This window comes from Streptomyces sp. NPDC005566 (genome assembly GCF_040605575.1).
Classification (GTDB): Bacteria; Actinomycetota; Actinomycetes; order Streptomycetales; family Streptomycetaceae; genus Streptomyces.
In genome coordinates this window covers 130,749-145,778 of the sequence record NZ_JBEXDB010000013.1, presented here as the reverse complement: position 1 = coordinate 145,778, position 15,030 = coordinate 130,749, and the positions used below count along the sequence as shown (strand labels likewise).

The 15,030-nt window shown below is 72.1% G+C and carries 18 protein-coding genes and 1 pseudogene; 12 read left to right on the top strand and 7 right to left on the bottom strand.

The window, feature by feature from the left end; translation table 11 throughout:
* The first annotated feature begins 70 nt into the window (after window positions 1-70).
* The gene (locus ABZS61_RS21580; protein ID WP_356423464.1) at window positions 71-583 is read left to right on the top strand and encodes a DinB family protein; all 513 of its coding nucleotides are present in this window, start codon (window positions 71-73) and stop codon (window positions 581-583) included.
* A 5-nt stretch (window positions 584-588) separates the two neighbouring features.
* On the opposite strand, the gene ABZS61_RS21575 is transcribed toward ABZS61_RS21580, so the two are convergent.
* Window positions 589-1,389, bottom strand: coding sequence for a cobalt-precorrin-6A reductase (locus ABZS61_RS21575; RefSeq protein WP_356423461.1), 801 nt, complete (start codon window positions 1,387-1,389; stop codon window positions 589-591).
* Between the two features lie 15 nt (window positions 1,390-1,404).
* Here ABZS61_RS21575 and ABZS61_RS21570 point away from each other — a divergent pair, with 15 nt between their 5' ends.
* Window positions 1,405-2,523, top strand: coding sequence for a cobalt-precorrin-5B (C(1))-methyltransferase (locus ABZS61_RS21570; RefSeq protein WP_356423458.1), 1,119 nt, complete (start codon window positions 1,405-1,407; stop codon window positions 2,521-2,523).
* 42 nt (window positions 2,524-2,565) lie between these two features.
* On the opposite strand, the gene cobM is transcribed toward ABZS61_RS21570, so the two are convergent.
* Both cobM and cbiE read right to left on the bottom strand, forming a co-directional pair.
* The gene (cobM, locus tag ABZS61_RS21565; protein ID WP_356423455.1) at window positions 2,566-3,315 is read right to left on the bottom strand and encodes a precorrin-4 C(11)-methyltransferase; all 750 of its coding nucleotides are present in this window, start codon (window positions 3,313-3,315) and stop codon (window positions 2,566-2,568) included.
* Window positions 3,312-4,601 (bottom strand): precorrin-6y C5,15-methyltransferase (decarboxylating) subunit CbiE, encoded by a 1,290-nt coding sequence (gene cbiE, locus ABZS61_RS21560; protein ID WP_356423451.1) that lies wholly within the window; start codon window positions 4,599-4,601, stop codon window positions 3,312-3,314. The genes cobM and cbiE overlap by 4 nt, the downstream gene beginning before the upstream one ends.
* Window positions 4,602-4,825: 224 nt before the next feature.
* Here cbiE and ABZS61_RS21555 point away from each other — a divergent pair, with 224 nt between their 5' ends.
* From ABZS61_RS21555 to ABZS61_RS21545, 3 genes are all read left to right on the top strand, one after another.
* A complete protein-coding gene (locus ABZS61_RS21555) occupies window positions 4,826-5,590 on the top strand; it encodes a sensor domain-containing protein (protein WP_356423448.1) in 765 nt (254 codons plus the stop codon).
* Between the two features lie 147 nt (window positions 5,591-5,737).
* Complete coding sequence (locus ABZS61_RS21550) at window positions 5,738-6,145, top strand: YciI family protein (protein ID WP_356423445.1); 408 nt, start codon at window positions 5,738-5,740, stop codon at window positions 6,143-6,145.
* 25 nt (window positions 6,146-6,170) lie between these two features.
* Window positions 6,171-7,406, top strand: coding sequence for a sigma-70 family RNA polymerase sigma factor (locus tag ABZS61_RS21545; protein WP_356423443.1), 1,236 nt, complete (start codon window positions 6,171-6,173; stop codon window positions 7,404-7,406).
* A gap of 75 nt (window positions 7,407-7,481) precedes the next feature.
* On the opposite strand, the gene ABZS61_RS21540 is transcribed toward ABZS61_RS21545, so the two are convergent.
* Window positions 7,482-8,255 (bottom strand): NAD(P)H-binding protein, encoded by a 774-nt coding sequence (locus ABZS61_RS21540; RefSeq protein WP_356423441.1) that lies wholly within the window; start codon window positions 8,253-8,255, stop codon window positions 7,482-7,484.
* Between the two features lie 119 nt (window positions 8,256-8,374).
* Here ABZS61_RS21540 and ABZS61_RS21535 point away from each other — a divergent pair, with 119 nt between their 5' ends.
* Together ABZS61_RS21535 and ABZS61_RS21530 are read left to right on the top strand one after the other, a co-directional pair.
* The gene (locus tag ABZS61_RS21535) at window positions 8,375-8,995 is read left to right on the top strand and encodes an HhH-GPD-type base excision DNA repair protein (RefSeq protein WP_356423439.1); all 621 of its coding nucleotides are present in this window, start codon (window positions 8,375-8,377) and stop codon (window positions 8,993-8,995) included.
* A 128-nt stretch (window positions 8,996-9,123) separates the two neighbouring features.
* Window positions 9,124-10,647: a M28 family metallopeptidase gene (locus ABZS61_RS21530; protein WP_356423728.1), complete on the top strand. Its 1,524-nt coding sequence runs from the start codon at window positions 9,124-9,126 to the stop codon at window positions 10,645-10,647.
* Between the two features lie 40 nt (window positions 10,648-10,687).
* Here the strand turns inward: ABZS61_RS21530 and ABZS61_RS21525 are convergent.
* A pseudogene (locus ABZS61_RS21525) lies at window positions 10,688-11,404 on the bottom strand (helicase HerA-like domain-containing protein); the annotation flags it as partial.
* A complete protein-coding gene (locus ABZS61_RS21520) occupies window positions 11,350-11,529 on the bottom strand; it encodes a hypothetical protein (RefSeq protein WP_356423437.1) in 180 nt (59 codons plus the stop codon). The gene ABZS61_RS21520 and the pseudogene ABZS61_RS21525, both read right to left, overlap by 55 nt.
* Window positions 11,530-11,632: 103 nt before the next feature.
* Between ABZS61_RS21520 and ABZS61_RS21515 the strand changes: the two genes are divergently transcribed.
* Together ABZS61_RS21515 and ABZS61_RS21510 are read left to right on the top strand one after the other, a co-directional pair.
* Entirely contained in the window at window positions 11,633-11,929 is a 297-nt protein-coding gene (locus ABZS61_RS21515) for a type II toxin-antitoxin system VapB family antitoxin (protein ID WP_003955420.1), read from the top strand.
* Between the two features lie 141 nt (window positions 11,930-12,070).
* Window positions 12,071-12,670: a LytR C-terminal domain-containing protein gene (locus ABZS61_RS21510; protein WP_356423725.1), complete on the top strand. Its 600-nt coding sequence runs from the start codon at window positions 12,071-12,073 to the stop codon at window positions 12,668-12,670.
* Window positions 12,671-12,683: 13 nt separating this feature from the next.
* Here ABZS61_RS21510 and upp read toward each other — a convergent pair whose 3' ends face one another.
* Window positions 12,684-13,319, bottom strand: a complete 636-nt coding sequence (gene upp / locus ABZS61_RS21505) for a uracil phosphoribosyltransferase (RefSeq protein WP_329208898.1) — start codon at window positions 13,317-13,319, stop codon at window positions 12,684-12,686.
* A 103-nt stretch (window positions 13,320-13,422) separates the two neighbouring features.
* Here upp and ABZS61_RS21500 point away from each other — a divergent pair, with 103 nt between their 5' ends.
* The 3 genes from ABZS61_RS21500 to tadA all read left to right on the top strand — a co-directional run bounded on the left by ABZS61_RS21500 (window position 13,423) and on the right by tadA (window position 14,981).
* Entirely contained in the window at window positions 13,423-13,671 is a 249-nt protein-coding gene (locus ABZS61_RS21500; RefSeq protein ID WP_329208900.1) for a hypothetical protein, read from the top strand.
* A gap of 218 nt (window positions 13,672-13,889) precedes the next feature.
* A complete protein-coding gene (locus tag ABZS61_RS21495) occupies window positions 13,890-14,471 on the top strand; it encodes a hypothetical protein (RefSeq protein WP_356423722.1) in 582 nt (193 codons plus the stop codon).
* Window positions 14,472-14,552: 81 nt separating this feature from the next.
* Window positions 14,553-14,981: a tRNA adenosine(34) deaminase TadA gene (gene tadA, locus ABZS61_RS21490; RefSeq protein ID WP_356423719.1), complete on the top strand. Its 429-nt coding sequence runs from the start codon at window positions 14,553-14,555 to the stop codon at window positions 14,979-14,981.
* Window positions 14,982-15,030 lie beyond the last annotated feature (49 nt).

Here is a 15,030-nt window from a genome sequence, read left to right as displayed (position 1 = left end):
CGGCGTCGGGCTGCTGCCCGTCCGCCGTCGGACCCCCGTGCTGTCGGACCCCCGTGCCACGATGGCGGACATGAGCGCTCCCGAACGCCCCATGCCCCCTCTGGACGCCGACGAGCGGGCCTCCCTGGAGAGCTGGCTCGACTTCTACCGCACCACACTCGCCCGGAAATGCGAGGGCCTGACGGAGGACCAGCTCCGCGAAGCGGCTGCGGAGCCTTCACCGATCACCCTGCTCGGACTCGTCCAGCACCTCGCGGAGGTCGAGCGGAACTGGTTCCGCCGGGTCCTGGCCCAGGAGGACGTGCCGCCGATCTTCACCCCCGGAGCCGACCCCGAGGCCACCGACGGCGGTTTCGACCTCACCGACGGAGCGACGTACGAGCATGCGCTGCCCGTCTGGCAGGCCGAGATCGGCCGGGCGCGGGAGAACTGCGCGGCCCGCGCGCTCGATGACACCAGCCCCTTCATGGGCGGCCAGGTCACCCTGCGCTGGATCTACACCCACATGGTCGGCGAGTACGCCCGCCACTGCGGGCACGCCGATCTCGTACGCGAACGGATCGACGGCCGTACGGGCGTCTGAGCCGGCTAGACGCTGCCCGGGGGCGCCTGTCCCGCCTCCCGGGGCGTCTGCCCCGCGAGGTTGCGCAGCCAGCCGACGGCTTCCCCGGGGGTCCCTGCCACCGGCACGCCCTCCGGTACCGGTGGCCGCCTGACCAGGACCACCGGGATGCCCGCCTCGCGGGCGGCGGTGAGTTTGGGGGCGGTCGCCTCGCCACCGCTGTCCTTCGTGACCAGGACGTCGACGCGATGGCGGCGGATCAGCTCCCGCTCCCCCTCCAGCGTGAACGGTCCCCGGTCCAGCAGCGTCTCCATCCGTGCCGGGTGCGGCGCCTCGGGAGCGTCCACGGAACGCATCAGGAACCACAGCTCGTCCAGACCGGCGAATGCGGCCAGGCCCATCCGGCCCGTCGTGAGGAAGACCCGCCGGCCGAGTCCCGGGAGGAGCCCGGCCGCCTCCACCAGCGAACCGGCCGCATGCCACCGGTCGCCCTCCGAGGGCACCCAGCCGGGCCGGCGCAGCGCCAGCAGGGGAACATGGACTGCGGCGGCGGCCTCGGCCGCGTTGAAACTGATCTTCCCGGCGAAAGGATGGGTGGCGTCGATGACCGCATCCACTCGGTGCGCCCGGAGCCATGCGGCCATGCCGTCGGCTCCGCCGAATCCACCGATGCGCACCTCGCCGGGCGGAAGCCTCGGGCGGCCGACGCGACCCGCGAGCGAGCTGGTCACCCGGGCCCCGGCGGGCAGTCCGTCCGCGGCCACCAGGGACTCCGCGAGCAGGCGGGCCTCCGTCGTGCCGCCGAGGACGAGTACGTGCAGAGGCATCGGATCGGTCCATCCATGAGCAGTGAGGCGCAGGGCGGGCGCACCGCCCAACTCAAGCACACCGGTCTGCGGCCCGGATGGACGACCGGGGCCTGTGCGACCGCCGCGGCCACGGCCGCGTACACCGCGCTGCTGTCCGGCGAGTTCCCCGATCCCGTGACCATCGCCCTGCCCCGGGGGCAGACCCCGGCCTTCGCGCTCGCGGTGGAGGAGCTCGGCGACGACTGCGCCATGGCGGGAGTGGTCAAGGACGCGGGCGACGACCCGGACGTGACGCACGGTGCGCTGGTGAGGGCGACCGTGCGGCTGCTCCCGCCGGGGGCCGGAGTGGTCTTCCGGGCCGGGCCCGGTGTGGGGACGGTGACGCTCCCGGGGCTGCCGCTCGACGTCGGGGAGCCCGCGATCAACCCCGTGCCCCGCCAGATGATGCGGGACCACATGGCGCGGGTGGCGGCCGAGCACGGGGGCACCGGCGACGTCGAGATCACGGTCTCGGTGGACGACGGCGAGGAGATCGCACGTTTCACGTGGAACATTCGCCTGGGCATCCTGGGCGGCCTCTCGATCCTGGGTACGACGGGCATCGTGGTGCCGTACTCCTGCTCGGCCTGGATCGACTCGATCCGCCGCGGGGTGGACGTCGCCCGGGCGGCCGGGCACACCCATGTGGCGGGATGCACGGGCTCGACCTCGGAGAAGACGGTGGTGACCGAGTACGGGCTGCCGGAGATCGCCCTCCTGGACATGGGGGACTTCGCGGGGGCGGTGCTGAAGTACGTGCGTCGGCATCCGGTGGAGCGGCTGACGGTCTGCGGCGGGTTCGCCAAACTGTCCAAGCTGGCCGCGGGTCACCTGGACCTGCACTCGGGCCGCTCCCAGGTCGACAAGATCTTCCTGGCCGGACTGGCACGGCAGGGCGGGGCGAGCGAGGCGCTGGCGGCCGAGATCGAGGTCGCCAACACCGGCCTGGCCGCGCTGCAGCTGTGCGCGGCGGCCGATGTGCCGCTGGGCGACCTGGTGGCCGTGGCCGCGCGGGACCAGGCACTGTCCGTGCTGCGGGGAGCACCCGTGGCGGTGGACGTGATCTGCATCGACCGGGCGGGGACGGTGGTGGGGCGGAGCGAGGTGCGGTGACCGGGAGCCGTGAGCCCTCGGTGCTCGCCGTACAGGGTTGAGTCAGCAGGTGTGGCGGTCCCGGGCAGGGGAGTAGAGGTGGCTGTCACGGAACTGTTCCGCACCCAGCGTCCGGCCCACCATGATCACCGCGGTCCGGATGACCCCCGCCGCCTTGACCTGCTCCGCGATGGAGTCCAGTGATCCGCGCAGGATGATCTCGTCCGGACGCGAGGCCATGGCCACCACGGCCGCAGGGCAGTCGGAGCCGTAGTGCGGCAGCAGTTCGTCGACCACGCGGTCCACGTACCGCACAGCGAGGTGCAGCACGATCAGCGCGCCGCTGCGGCCCAGCGTGGCCAGGTCCTCGCCCTCGGGCATCGCGGTCGCGCGCTGGGCGATCCGGGTGAGGATGACGGTCTGGCCGACCGTGGGCACCGTCAGCTCCCGCTTCAGCGCAGCAGCAGCCGCGGCGAACGCGGGCACCCCGGGCACCACGTCGTACGGCACGCCCGCCTCGTCGAGCCGCCGCATCTGCTCGTTGACCGCGCTGAAGACCGAGGGGTCGCCCGAGTGCAGCCGGGCGACGTCGTGACCGTCGGCATGGGCGCGGACCAGTTCGGCGGTGATCTGGTCGATGTCCAGGTCGGCGGTGTCCACGAGCCGGGCGTCCGGCGGGCATTCGGCGAGCAGTTCGCGCGGCACCAGACTGCCCGCGTACAGGCAGACGGGACTGGCGGCGAGAACGCGCGCGCCGCGCACCGTGATCAGGTCTGCGGCGCCGGGGCCCGCACCGATGAAGTGCACGGTCATCTGTTGTCTCCTGAGGCGTGTGAGTCGGGCGAGGCTTTGCGTACGGACCACTGCGTCACGGGCATCGCCTGGCGCCACCCGGTGAACCCGCCGACCGGCACCGCGTGGGCCACCGCGAGCCGCACCAGGTCGCCGCCGTGCAACCGGTACCGCTCGGCGAGCAGTGCCTCCGACTCCAGCGTGACCGTGTTGGCGACCAGTCGGCCACCCGGAGGCAGTGCGTCCCAGCAGGCGTCGAGCAGGCCCGGCACGGTGAGCCCGCCTCCGATGAACACGGCATCGGGGACGGGCAGTCCGGCGAGGGCGTCCGGCGCCCGCCCGGTGACCACGCGCAGGGCGGGGACGCCGAACCGGTCCGCGTTACGGGCGATGCGCCGGGCCCGCACCGGGTCGCGCTCCACGGTCACCGCACGGCAGGACGGATGGGTCCGCAGCCATTCGACGGCGACCGATCCGGAGCCGCCGCCGATGTCCCAGAGGAGTTCACCGGGGGCGGGCGCCAGTACGCCGAGCGTGGCGGCCCGTACGTGGCGCTTCGTGAGCTGGCCGTCGTGCTCGTACGCCTCGTCGGGCAGGCCCGGTACGGCGCCGATGCGCAGGACGTCCGGCGTGGAGCGGCACTCGACGGCGATGACGTTGAGGGGGTCTCCGGGCTCGCGCGCCCAGGTGTCCGCGGTGCCGTCCACGCAGTCCTCACGCTCGCCGCCGAGCTGTTCGAGCACCCGCATCCGGCTGGGCCCGAAGCCGTGCTCCCGCAGCAGGGCGGCCACGGCGGCCGGAGTGGCGGCGTCCGCGCTGAGGACGAGCAGCCGACGCCCGTCGTACAGGGCGGCGGCCAGCCGGGCCGTGGGGCGGCCCACCAGGGTGACGACCTCGGTGTCCTCCAGCGGCCAGCCGAGCCGGGCGCAGGCGTAGGAGGTCGACGACGGGTGCGGCAGGACGTGCAGCGCCCCCGGGCCGAGCTCCTCGGTGAGTGCCCTGCCGATGCCGTAGAACATGGGATCGCCGCTGGCCAGTACGGCGATCCGGTACCCCTCATGGGCGGCGAGCAGGCCGCGCACGACGGGCCGCAGCGGCGACGGCCAGGGCACGCGCCGGCCCTCGCAGCCGGGCGGGAGCAGCCGCAACTGGCGCTCACCGCCGATCAGTACCTCGGCGTCCAGGAGCGTGGAGCGTGCCGTGTCCGGCAGGCCCGCCCATCCGTCGGCACCGATGCCCACCACGCTCACGGCACGCGCGTCGGGCGGGAGCTGCGGGGCAGGTGGTTCTGATGGTGCGGGGGACACGGCCGGTACCTCGGTGTTCGGGGGATGACGCTGCCGAACTCTACTGTCCGGTCCGATCCGCGGCCCGGCCAGGTCGGACGACCGGCCACTGCGATCCCCCGGGGCGCCCTGGGGGCAACCCCACCCCCAACCGGCCTGGTCACCCCATGCCGTTGGGCGCACGGATCCACGAGTGTGGAGCACGTCAGCACGGAGCATCCCCACCCGATGATGTCGAGGCCGCCATGACCACCAGCACCCTCCCGCGCACCACGGCACCGGCTACCGCCGACGTGCCCGCAGCACCGTCCACCGCCGACGCGCCCGCCACAGGGGCCACGCGGGCCGCGCCCACGACGGCGTTCCGGCGCGGCCCGTTCGCCGCGGCCACGTACCGGGAGATCGGTTACGCGCTGACCTCGCTGCCGATCGCCATCGGTGGATTCGTCCTCTCCGTGACCCTGTTCTCGCTCGGCGCCGGACTCTCCCTCACGGTGCTCGGCCTGCCGGTCCTCGCCGCCCTGCTCGCCGCCGCACGCGGCCTCGGTGCCACCGAACGGCGACGGGCGGGCGCACTGCTCGGCCTGGACGCCACGGCGCCGGCAGGCATCCCCGCAGCGAAGCGGACCGGCTGGTGGGCGGGCGTCCAGGCCCGGCTGACGGACGCGGCGGGCTGGAAGGCGCTGCTCTTCCAGGTCGTCATGTTTCCGTGGCGGGTGGCGAGCTTCTGCCTGACGCTGACCTTCCTCGTCACCGGCTGGACGGTCGCGCTCTACCCGCTCTACGCCTGGGTCTTCCCCCGTTACGTGGGCTGGCCCGGGTACCAGGTCTTCGACTACACCTCGGACGGCGTCCGCCACCAGTACTACCTCTCCTCCCCCCTGCAGATCGCCGCGGCCTCCCTCCTCGGCCTCGTGATCGTCTTCCTCACCCCGAAGCTCGTCCGCGCCCTGACGAACGTCGACCGCGCGGCGGTGCGCTCGCTGCTCGGCCGGAACCCGTCGCGGTAGGGCACAGCGCACCTGTCTGCCGAGGGCCGCACCTGCTGGAGTGATTCAGGAAAACCCTCCGCGTGGTGTCGAGAACCCGCCTGCGGCTCCGACGTCCCCTGTGAGAGTTGCCCACGAAGGGCAGCACAGCAGCCCGAGGAGCGAATCATGAAGTACCTGGTGATGGTGCAGGGATCGCAGGCCGACTACGAGGCGATGCGCGGCAAGGCGTCCGCGAGCAGCCCGGCCTGGAACGAGAAGGACGTGAAGGCGATGTTCGCCTTCATGGAGGGACTCAACAACGACCTCGCCGAGTCCGGTGAGATGGTGGACGGCCAGGGACTGGTCGAACCCGCGAAGACCCGTTTCGTGAGCGCGGGCTCCGACGGTCAGCCGGTGATCTCCGACGGTCCGTACGGGGAGACCAAGGAGCTCCTCGCCGGGTACTGGGTCCTCGACTGCGAGAGCCTGGAACGGGTGACCGAGATCGCGGCACGCATCGCGCTCTGCCCGCAGCCCGAGGGTGCTCCCGAGTACCCCGTGGTGATCCGCCCGATCGACTCGGGCGGTGCCTGAGGAACCGCCTGGTCAGAGGTGACGAGTGGACCGTAGGACGACGGACGTCGAGGACCTGCTGCGCAGGCACGCGCCGCAGGTCCTCGGCGCGCTCGTGCGCCGGTACGGACACTTCGACGCCGCCGAGGACTCGGTACAGGAAGCACTCCTCGCGGCAGCGCAGCAGTGGCCGGAGCAGGGGCTGCCGGACAACCCGCGCGGCTGGCTCATCAGGATCGCGTCCCGGCGGCTGACGGACCAGCTGCGCAGCGACTCCGCCCGGCACCGGCGCGAGAGGACGGCCGCAGCCCTCACCCCGCGGGACGCGTTCACCGCCCCGCCGCCCGGCGAGAGCCGGGCACCGTCCGAGGACGACACCCTCACCCTGCTCTTCCTCTGCTGCCACCCGGAGCTGACTCCCGCCGCTCAGGTCGCGCTCACCCTGCGCGCCGTCGGCGGCCTCACCACGGCCGAGATCGCCCGGGCACACCTGGTGACCGAGGCGACGATGGCCCAGAGGATCAGCCGGGCGAAACAGAAGGTCCGGGGAACACCGTTCCGCCGGCCGGGGCCCGCCGACCGCGATCTTCGGCTCGCCGCCGTGCTCCAGGTGCTCTACCTGATCTTCAACGAGGGGTACACGGCGACCTCCGGCAGTGATCTGCACCGCGCGGACCTCGCCCGCGAGGCGATCCGGCTGACCCGTTCCGTACGGGGGCTCCTGCCCAGGGAGGGCCGGGTGGCCGGCCTGCTGGCGCTGATGCTGCTCACCGAGGCCCGCAGCGCGGCCCGCAGCGGCCCGGACGGGGAGCTGATCCCGCTCGACGAGCAGGACCGCACCCGCTGGGACCGTGCCGCGATCGCGGAGGGCGCCGCCCTGGTGGAGGAGGCGCTGGCCGAGGGTCCCGCGGGGGCCTACCAGCTGCAGGCGGCGATCGCGGCACTGCACTGCGAGGCGGAGCGCGCCGAGGACACCGACTGGCCCCAGATCCTCGCCCTGTACGACCTCCTCGTGGCCCGCGCCCCGGACCCCATGGCCGGGCTCGGCCGCGCGGTGGCCGTCGCCATGGTGCACGGCCCACGGGCCGGGCTGGCGGAAGTGGAGGCGCTGAGCGACCGGCTGGCCGGGAACCACCGGGTGGACGCCGTACGGGCCCACCTGCTGGAGAAGGCCGGAGACCGTGACGGTGCACGGGCCGCCTACCGGCTGGCCGCCGACCGCACGCTGAGCGCGCCGGAGGTCCGCTACCTACGGATGCGCGCCGCCCGCCTGCAGCCCTGAAGCCTTACGGCCCGGCGGCCCTGTGCCGTGCGGCCCTGCGACCCCGAAGCCCTGCGGCCCGTCGCCCCCGCGCCCTCAGCCCCGGTGCTTCCGCTGCTCGAGCCAGTCCGCAAACGTCGTCGTGCCCGTCACGTCCGGCCGGTCCAGGGTCAGCGCACCCGACCGGACGGCCCTGCCCACCGCGCCCGGCAGCGCCGACGGCACCATCCGCGCGCGGCTGCCGGTGACCGAACGCCACTGCCGGGCGAGGTCCCTGACATCGGCGGTCTCGGGTCCGGCCACCTCGACACGACCCCGGAGCGCGGGCCCCTCGGCGGCACCGGCCACCGCCACGGCCAGCTCCGCGGAGGCCATGGGCCGCAGGAGCATCCTGGGCAGGACCAACACTCCGAAGCGGGCCATCGACCTGAACCCCCAGGCCACCAGTTCGTGGAACTGCGTCGCCCGCACCAGGGTCCAGTCCACCGGCCCCGCCTCCACCACCCGCTCCTGTGCGACCTTCGCCCGGTAGTACCCGAAGGGAACGCGTTCGCAGCCGACGATGGAGACGCAGACGTGGTGGCGGACCCCGGCGGCCTCCTCGGCGGCCAGCAGGCGCCGCGAACCCTCGACGAGCGTCCGCGCCGCACCCTTCGAGGAGGTGCTGTTACTGGCGTCCACCACGACGTCGCAGCCGGCCGGCGCTCCGTCCAGACCCTCCCCCGTGGTCAGGTCGACGGGGTACTCCTGCGAGCGACGGCTGAGCACCCGCACCTGGTGGCCGCGCGAACGCAGCGTGCCCGCGACCCCCCGGCCCAGTGTCCCGGTTCCGCCGACGACGGCAATGGTCAGCTTCTCGTTGTCGTTCATGCTCCTGGAACCGACGGCGCTCCGAGAAGCTGACATCCCCGCTTCCCGGACGCCTCCGGGCTCCCCGCCCGGCACCGCTGGACTCGCCGATCCCCGCCGCTCTCGCGATCATCGAAGATATGACCAAGAGCAACGACGGCAAGGACTTCACGGTGCGCATCGCCCAGCAGTCCGACGCGGACGAGCTCCTCGGGCGCAGCCCGCTCGCAGCCCTCGTCGGCATGCTGCTGGACCAGCAGGTTCCCATGGAGTGGGCGTTCACCGGCCCGTTCACCCTCGCCGGACGCATGGGCTCGGACGATCTGGACGCGCACGAGATCGCCGCCTACGACCCGGAGGCCTTCACCGAGCTCTTCACCTCCAAACCCGCCCTGCACCGCTATCCCGGCTCCATGGCCAAGCGGGTGCAGCAACTGTGCCAGTTCCTGGTGGCGGAGTACGAGGGAGACGCGAGCGCCGTGTGGGAGGGCGCCGGAACGGGCGCCGAGCTGCTGAAACGCCTCAACGCGCTGCCCGGGTTCGGCACCCAGAAGGCGCAGATCTTCCTGGCTCTGCTCGGCAAGCAGTTCGAGGTCCGCCCGACCGGATGGCGGGAGGCCGCAGGTCCGTACGGAGAGGCGGGCTCGCACCGCTCCGTCGCCGACATCACCGGACCCGACTCGCTCGCCGAGGTGCGCGCGTACAAGCAGGAAGCGAAGGCGGCGGCCAAGGCGGCGAAGGCGACGGGAGGGGCCACGTGATCACGAACGAGCCACACAAGCGATCACAACCGGCCGCCGCGGTTCACAGATGCCGGAGCACTCGCTAGCTTTCACGCACATCCGTTCGCATCGGAAGGACTCCTGTGCACGCAACTCGTCGCAGAGCCATGGCGGTTGTGGCCGCCACCGCCCTGGCCACACCGCTCCTCCTCGCCGCGTCCCCGCACCACGGCCACGCTCCCCACGGCCCGGCCAAAGATGCCGCCAAGCTGTCGCGGACCCTGGTCAAGAACTCGTCCGCGAAGGACGCCCACCGGCATCTGGAGCAGTTCCAGGCGATAGCCGACTCGGCGGACGGCCACCGCGCGGCCGGCTCGCTGGGCCACGACGCCTCCGCCGCCTACGTCTACCGGCAGCTCCAGAAGGCCGGATACCAGGTCGGCTACCAGGCTTTCGACTTCGTCTACACCGAGACGCTGGCCGAGAAGCTCTCCGTGGTCTCGCCCACGCCCCGTGACATCTCCATCAAGGCGATGACGTACACGAAGTCCACGAAGGAGGGCGGGATCCGCGCGGCCCTCGTCGCCGTTCCCGCCGACGCCACCACCGGCTGCGAGGCGGCCGACTACGCCTCCGCGACCTTCACCGGCAAGATCGCGCTGATCAAGCGCGGCGGCTGCTCCTTCGCCGAGAAGCAGGCGGCGGCCGGCGTCGCGGGCGCGGCCGGCGCGGTGATCTACAACAACACCGAGGGCGTGCTCTCCGGCACCCTCGGGGACGTCGCGTCGGGGAAGATACCCACCGGCGGACTCCTCCAGGCAGAGGGCGAGAAGCTCGTCGCGGACCTGGCCGAGGGCGAGGTGACGGTCGACTTCGAGATCCGTGAGTTCCAGGAGGAGCGCACCACCCGCAACGTCGTCGCCGAGACCCGCCGCGGGAACCCGGCGAAGACCGTCATGCTCGGCGCTCACCTCGACTCGGTCACCGACGGCCCCGGGATCAACGACAACGGATCCGGCTCGGCCGGCCTCCTGGAAGTCGCCCTGGAACTCGCCAAGTCACACAAGCAGCCCGCCAACAAGGTGCGGTTCGCCTGGTGGTCGGCGGAGGAGAACGGCCTGCTGGGCTCGGAGGCGTACGTCACGAAGCTCTCCGAGGAGCAGCGCAAGCAGGTCGTGCTGTACCTCAACTTCGACATGATCGCTTCGCCGAACGGTGTGCAGTTCGTCTTCGACGGCGACAACTCCGACAATGTCGGCGAGGGCCCCGGCCCCGAGGGCTCCGCCCAACTGGAACGTGACATCAACCGGTTCCTGGACGGGAAGGCCAAGCCCCACACCGGCACGGACTTCACCGGACGCTCCGACTACGGGCCGTTCATCGAAGCCGGCATCCCGTCCGGCGGTACGGACACGGGCGCCGAGGGCATCAAGACGGCCGACCAGGCAACGACGTTCGGCGGCACGGCCGGCATCGCGTACGACCCGTGCTACCACGCGGCCTGTGACGACCTGGACAACGTCGACATGGCGCACTTCGACACCAACATCGATGTGATCGCCAACGCCGTGGGCACCTACGCCTACGACCTGCGCTCCCTGACCCGCCCGGTCCCCTCGGCACCCAGCACCGGTGAGCCCGGCAGCGGCGGCGGCCTGCGCGAGGGCCACGCGCACGGCGTCACCGAGTAACCCGCACCGCTCCCTCACGCCGCAGGCGGCGAGCCCCGCCTCACCGCCTGCGGCGTGACGTGCCGAAGAGCGACCGCGAGATCTCCCGCCCGACCTGCGTTCCCACGCTCCTGGCCAGGGATTTGAACATGCTGCTCCCCACCACCTGCCGGACCGGCGAACCCTCTTCCTTCCGCTCCTCGGGCGCCGGTTCCGACTCTCCGGGCGCCCCCTTCCGGGTCTCGGGCGCGCCCGCCGCCACCGCCTCCTCCACGGCCGCACGGTCCCCCGCGTCCCGGTCGGCCCGCCCGGCCTCCTCCTGGCCCGGTGCGAGCTTCTCGTACGCGGACTCACGGTCCACGGCCTCGGCGTAACGCCCGTACAGCGAGGACCCGTTCACCGCCCGCTCCATCACGTCCGCCGGCACCGGCCCCATCAGTGGCTGCGGCGCCCGCAGCCGGGTCGCCGCCACCGGGGTGGGCGCGCCCCTCTCGCCCAGCACGGTGATCACAGCCTCGCCCGTACCCAGCCCGGTCAGCAGTTCCTCCAGGTCGTACGGGGAGTCGGGGAAGGTCTTCACCGTCGCCCGCAGCGCCTTCGCGTCGTCCGGGGTGAACGCGCGCAGCGCGTGCTGTACCCGGTTGCCGAGCTGGCCCAGCACCTCGGCGGGGACATCCTTCGGTGTCTGCATGACGAAGAAGATCCCGACTCCTTTCGAGCGAATCAGCCGCACGGTCTGCGTGATCGCGTCCAGGAACGCCTTGGACGCGTCGCTGAACCGGGAAGGGCCGCACCGTCCCAGAGGAGCGCACCCAGTTCGAGTGCGGCACCGGAGACCTCGTACCCGGCGGCGATGTCCTGAGCCTGCTGCGGCAGTGCGCCCCCGCTCTCGCTCTCACTCATGACAGCCCCCGTTCCTGTTTCACCCGATTCATTACGGTTCGCCAAGCATCGCAGTCCCGTCCCGTGGCTGCGCCCGGAGGTCCTTGCCCGGTAGGCTTTCCGTGTGATCTTCAAGCGCATCGGAAATGGGCGGCCATATCCCGACCACGGCCGGGAAAGCACCCGACAGTGGGCGGATGTCGCGCCGCGCCCGGTCCGCCTCGACCAGCTGGTGACCACCAAGGGACAGCTGGACCTCGAGACCCTGCTCGCCGAGGACTCCACGTTCTACGGCGACCTGTTCGCGCACGTCGTGAAGTGGCAGGGCGACCTCTACCTCGAGGACGGGCTGCACCGCGCCGTGCGCGCCGCACTGCAGCAGCGCCAGGTGCTGCACGCCCGCGTCCTCGAACTCGGCTGACCGCGCCACTCCCACCCGTGGCCCATTTCCGGCCTTTCGAGTGCTTTTATGCACATACGGGTGCCATCTGTTGATCGTTTAGTAGGCATCATCACCAGGTCGCACTACGCTGCGCCCATGAGCATGCTGACCCCTCCCGGCATGGGCGGAAAGTACCGCATCACGGGCAACACCTACCCGCGCATGCGCCGCCCCCGTCATCGCCGCAGGCTCGTCCTGTCGGCCGTCGCTGCCGTTGCGGCCCTCGGCCTGGCCGGATGGGGCACGCTGCAGCTCATCGACGTCTTCACCGGGGGCGACGGACGGGCGAACGCGGCCGAGCGCACGAAGGCCTGCCCCTCACCGACGGCTTCGGCACCCGTCGAGGCGCTCCCCGAGCCGGCCACCATCAAGGTCAACATCTACAACGCGACGCCGCGCAGCGGGCTGGCCAAGGCCGCCGCCGACGAACTGAAGAAGCGCGGCTTCACCATCGGCAAGGTGGGCAACGCCACGGCCGCGTACGACAAGAAGGTGCCGGGCACCGCACTGCTGCTCGGGGCTCCGACGGCGACGAACGGCTCCTTCCCGGTGCTCGGCACGCAGCTGCCCGGGGCCGTACGCAAGACCGACGCCCGCCGGACGGCGGACGTCGATCTGATCATCGGTACGAAGTTCACGGCGTTCAGCCCGCCCGCGGCGGCCGCCTCCGCGCTCACCGCCCTGACGAAGCCCGCCCCGGCTCCGTCCCCCTGCCGGTGACCGGGCGGCCCCGTCAGTCGACGGTGCCGTACATCCGGTCGCCTGCGTCGCCGAGCCCCGGCACGATGTAGCCGTTCTCGTTGAGCCGCTCGTCGACCGAGGCGGTGACCACCGTGACCGGGGCGCCGGCCAGCTCGCGCTCCATGACCTCGACACCCTCGGGCGCCGCGAGCAGCACGACGGCGGTGACGTCGTCCGCGCCGCGCTTGATCAGCTCCCTGATGGCCGCGACGAGCGTGCCGCCGGTGGCCAGCATCGGGTCCAGGACGTAGACCTGACGCCCTGAGAGGTCCTCGGGCATCCGCGTCGCGTACGTCTCCGCCTGGAGGGTCTCCTCGTTGCGGATCATGCCCAGGAAGCCGACCTCGGCGGTCGGGAGCAGCCGCACCATGCCGTCGAGCATGCCGAGACCGGCGCGCAGGATCGGCACGACCAGGGGCCGCGGGTACGACAGCTTCACTCCGGTCGTGGCGGTCACCGGGGTCTCGATGTCGACCTGCTCGGTCCGCACATCCCTGGTGGCCTCGTACGCGAGGAGGGTGACCAGTTCGTCGGCGAGCCGCCGGAAGGTCGGGGAGTCGGTGCGCTTGTCGCGCAGCGTGGTGAGTTTGTGCGCGACCAGCGGGTGGTCGACGACGTGGATCCGCATGCCGTCAACAGTAGCGGGGCCCCGGACGGGCTTCCCGCACGTCTGCACTGGCATCAAGCACCTGTTCGGGGGGAAGGTGGGGGCATACGGACCCAGGCTTGGGGTGGTGTGTCGATTGCCCGACGGGGAGCAGCGGAAACAGCGGCAGGCCGGACGCGACGCGCGCGACCTGCCCGACGTGCAGGAGAACGTGCCGGACGCGCAGGAGAGTGACGCGGCGCGCCGGAGGCGCCGGGTCCAGTTCCTCCGTGAGCTCCATGAGGCGAAGCAGCTACGCGACCGGGTCCAGCCCCGCCGCGCCCGCGCGGCCCGTATGCGCCAACAGATGCGGATGCGCACGTTCCGCTGGTGATCACCCGGCGTACGCACCTCCGCGCCCCTCCCCGGATGCCCGCGCGGAGACCACCTCCGAGCAGGCACTCCCGGAACTCATGGCCGACGCAACGGTCGAAGACGTCTCGCTTCGCGCTCGTTTCTGCCACGATGCCGATTGGGCGGGGCCCAGAGCAGCCGGAAGACCGTCTGCCCTCCCGTCGGACCGATTCGCCTATGACCAGTGGGAGAGTCACGGTGTACTTCGCCGCACTGCTCGCGCGCACCGAAGACGGGTGGGAAGCGAGCGATACAGAGCTCGACGATGTGGAAACCCTGTCCGACCTGACAGATCTGGCCCGAGAGGCCTCGGTGGACGAGGACACGGTCCTGGTCTACATCGAGCAGGAGGACGCCTGGTTCGGCGTCGTCCGCGTGGACGGTGAGGAGGACCCCCGTATCTACATCTCGGACGCGTCCGCAGCCGCCCGCTCCTCGTACGGGGAGATCCTGCTCACCGACGAACTGCTCGGCCGCGAACCGGGGGCCGAGGACGAGATCGCCGCACTCGAGGAACTCGTGGACCTCGACGGTACGGAGGACGGCGAACCGGACGAAGCCAAGGACAGCGCCGACGGCCGGGCCGGCGCCGCTGTCCCCGACCCGGACCCCGACCCCGACCACGACCCCGACGCCGTACCGGCGGGGCCGCTCGGAGAACTCGGGGTCCTCGCCGACCTCGGACTGTCCGAGAAGCAGTTGCTGACCCTGCGCACCGACGCGCTGGTGGAGATCGCGGACGCGCTCGGCGCGGCCGAGGTCCTGGAGACCGTCCGTTAGGGTCCGCGGGTGAACGCACCACCACCCCCGCCCTCCTCACCGCCTCCCCCCGATCCCGTACGGGATCCGTGGCAGGCACCCATGCGCCATGCCCTGGACGAGGCAGCGCAGGCGGCGCTGGCCGGCGATGTGCCGGTCGGCGCCGTTGTCCTGGGTCCGGACGGCGTCCTGCTCGCCACCGGCCACAACGAGCGCGAGGCGACGGGCGACCCGACCGCGCACGCCGAGGTCCTCGCGCTGCGCCGCGCCGCAGCCGCTCTCGGCGCCTGGCGGCTGACCGGCTGCACGCTGGTGGTCACCCTGGAGCCCTGCACCATGTGCGCGGGCGCCCTCGTGCAGTCCCGGATCGGCCGCGTGGTCTACGGGGCACGGGACGAGAAGGCCGGCGCCGCCGGCTCGCTCTGGGACGTCGTACGGGACCGTCGGCTCAACCACCGCCCCGAGGTGATCCACGGAGTGCTGGAGGACGCCTGTGCGGCCCAGCTGACCGCCTTCTTCCGCGAGCGCTGAGCCCGCCGCGCACGCGCTCCTGCCGGGCGGCGGGAATCTGATTTCGAAC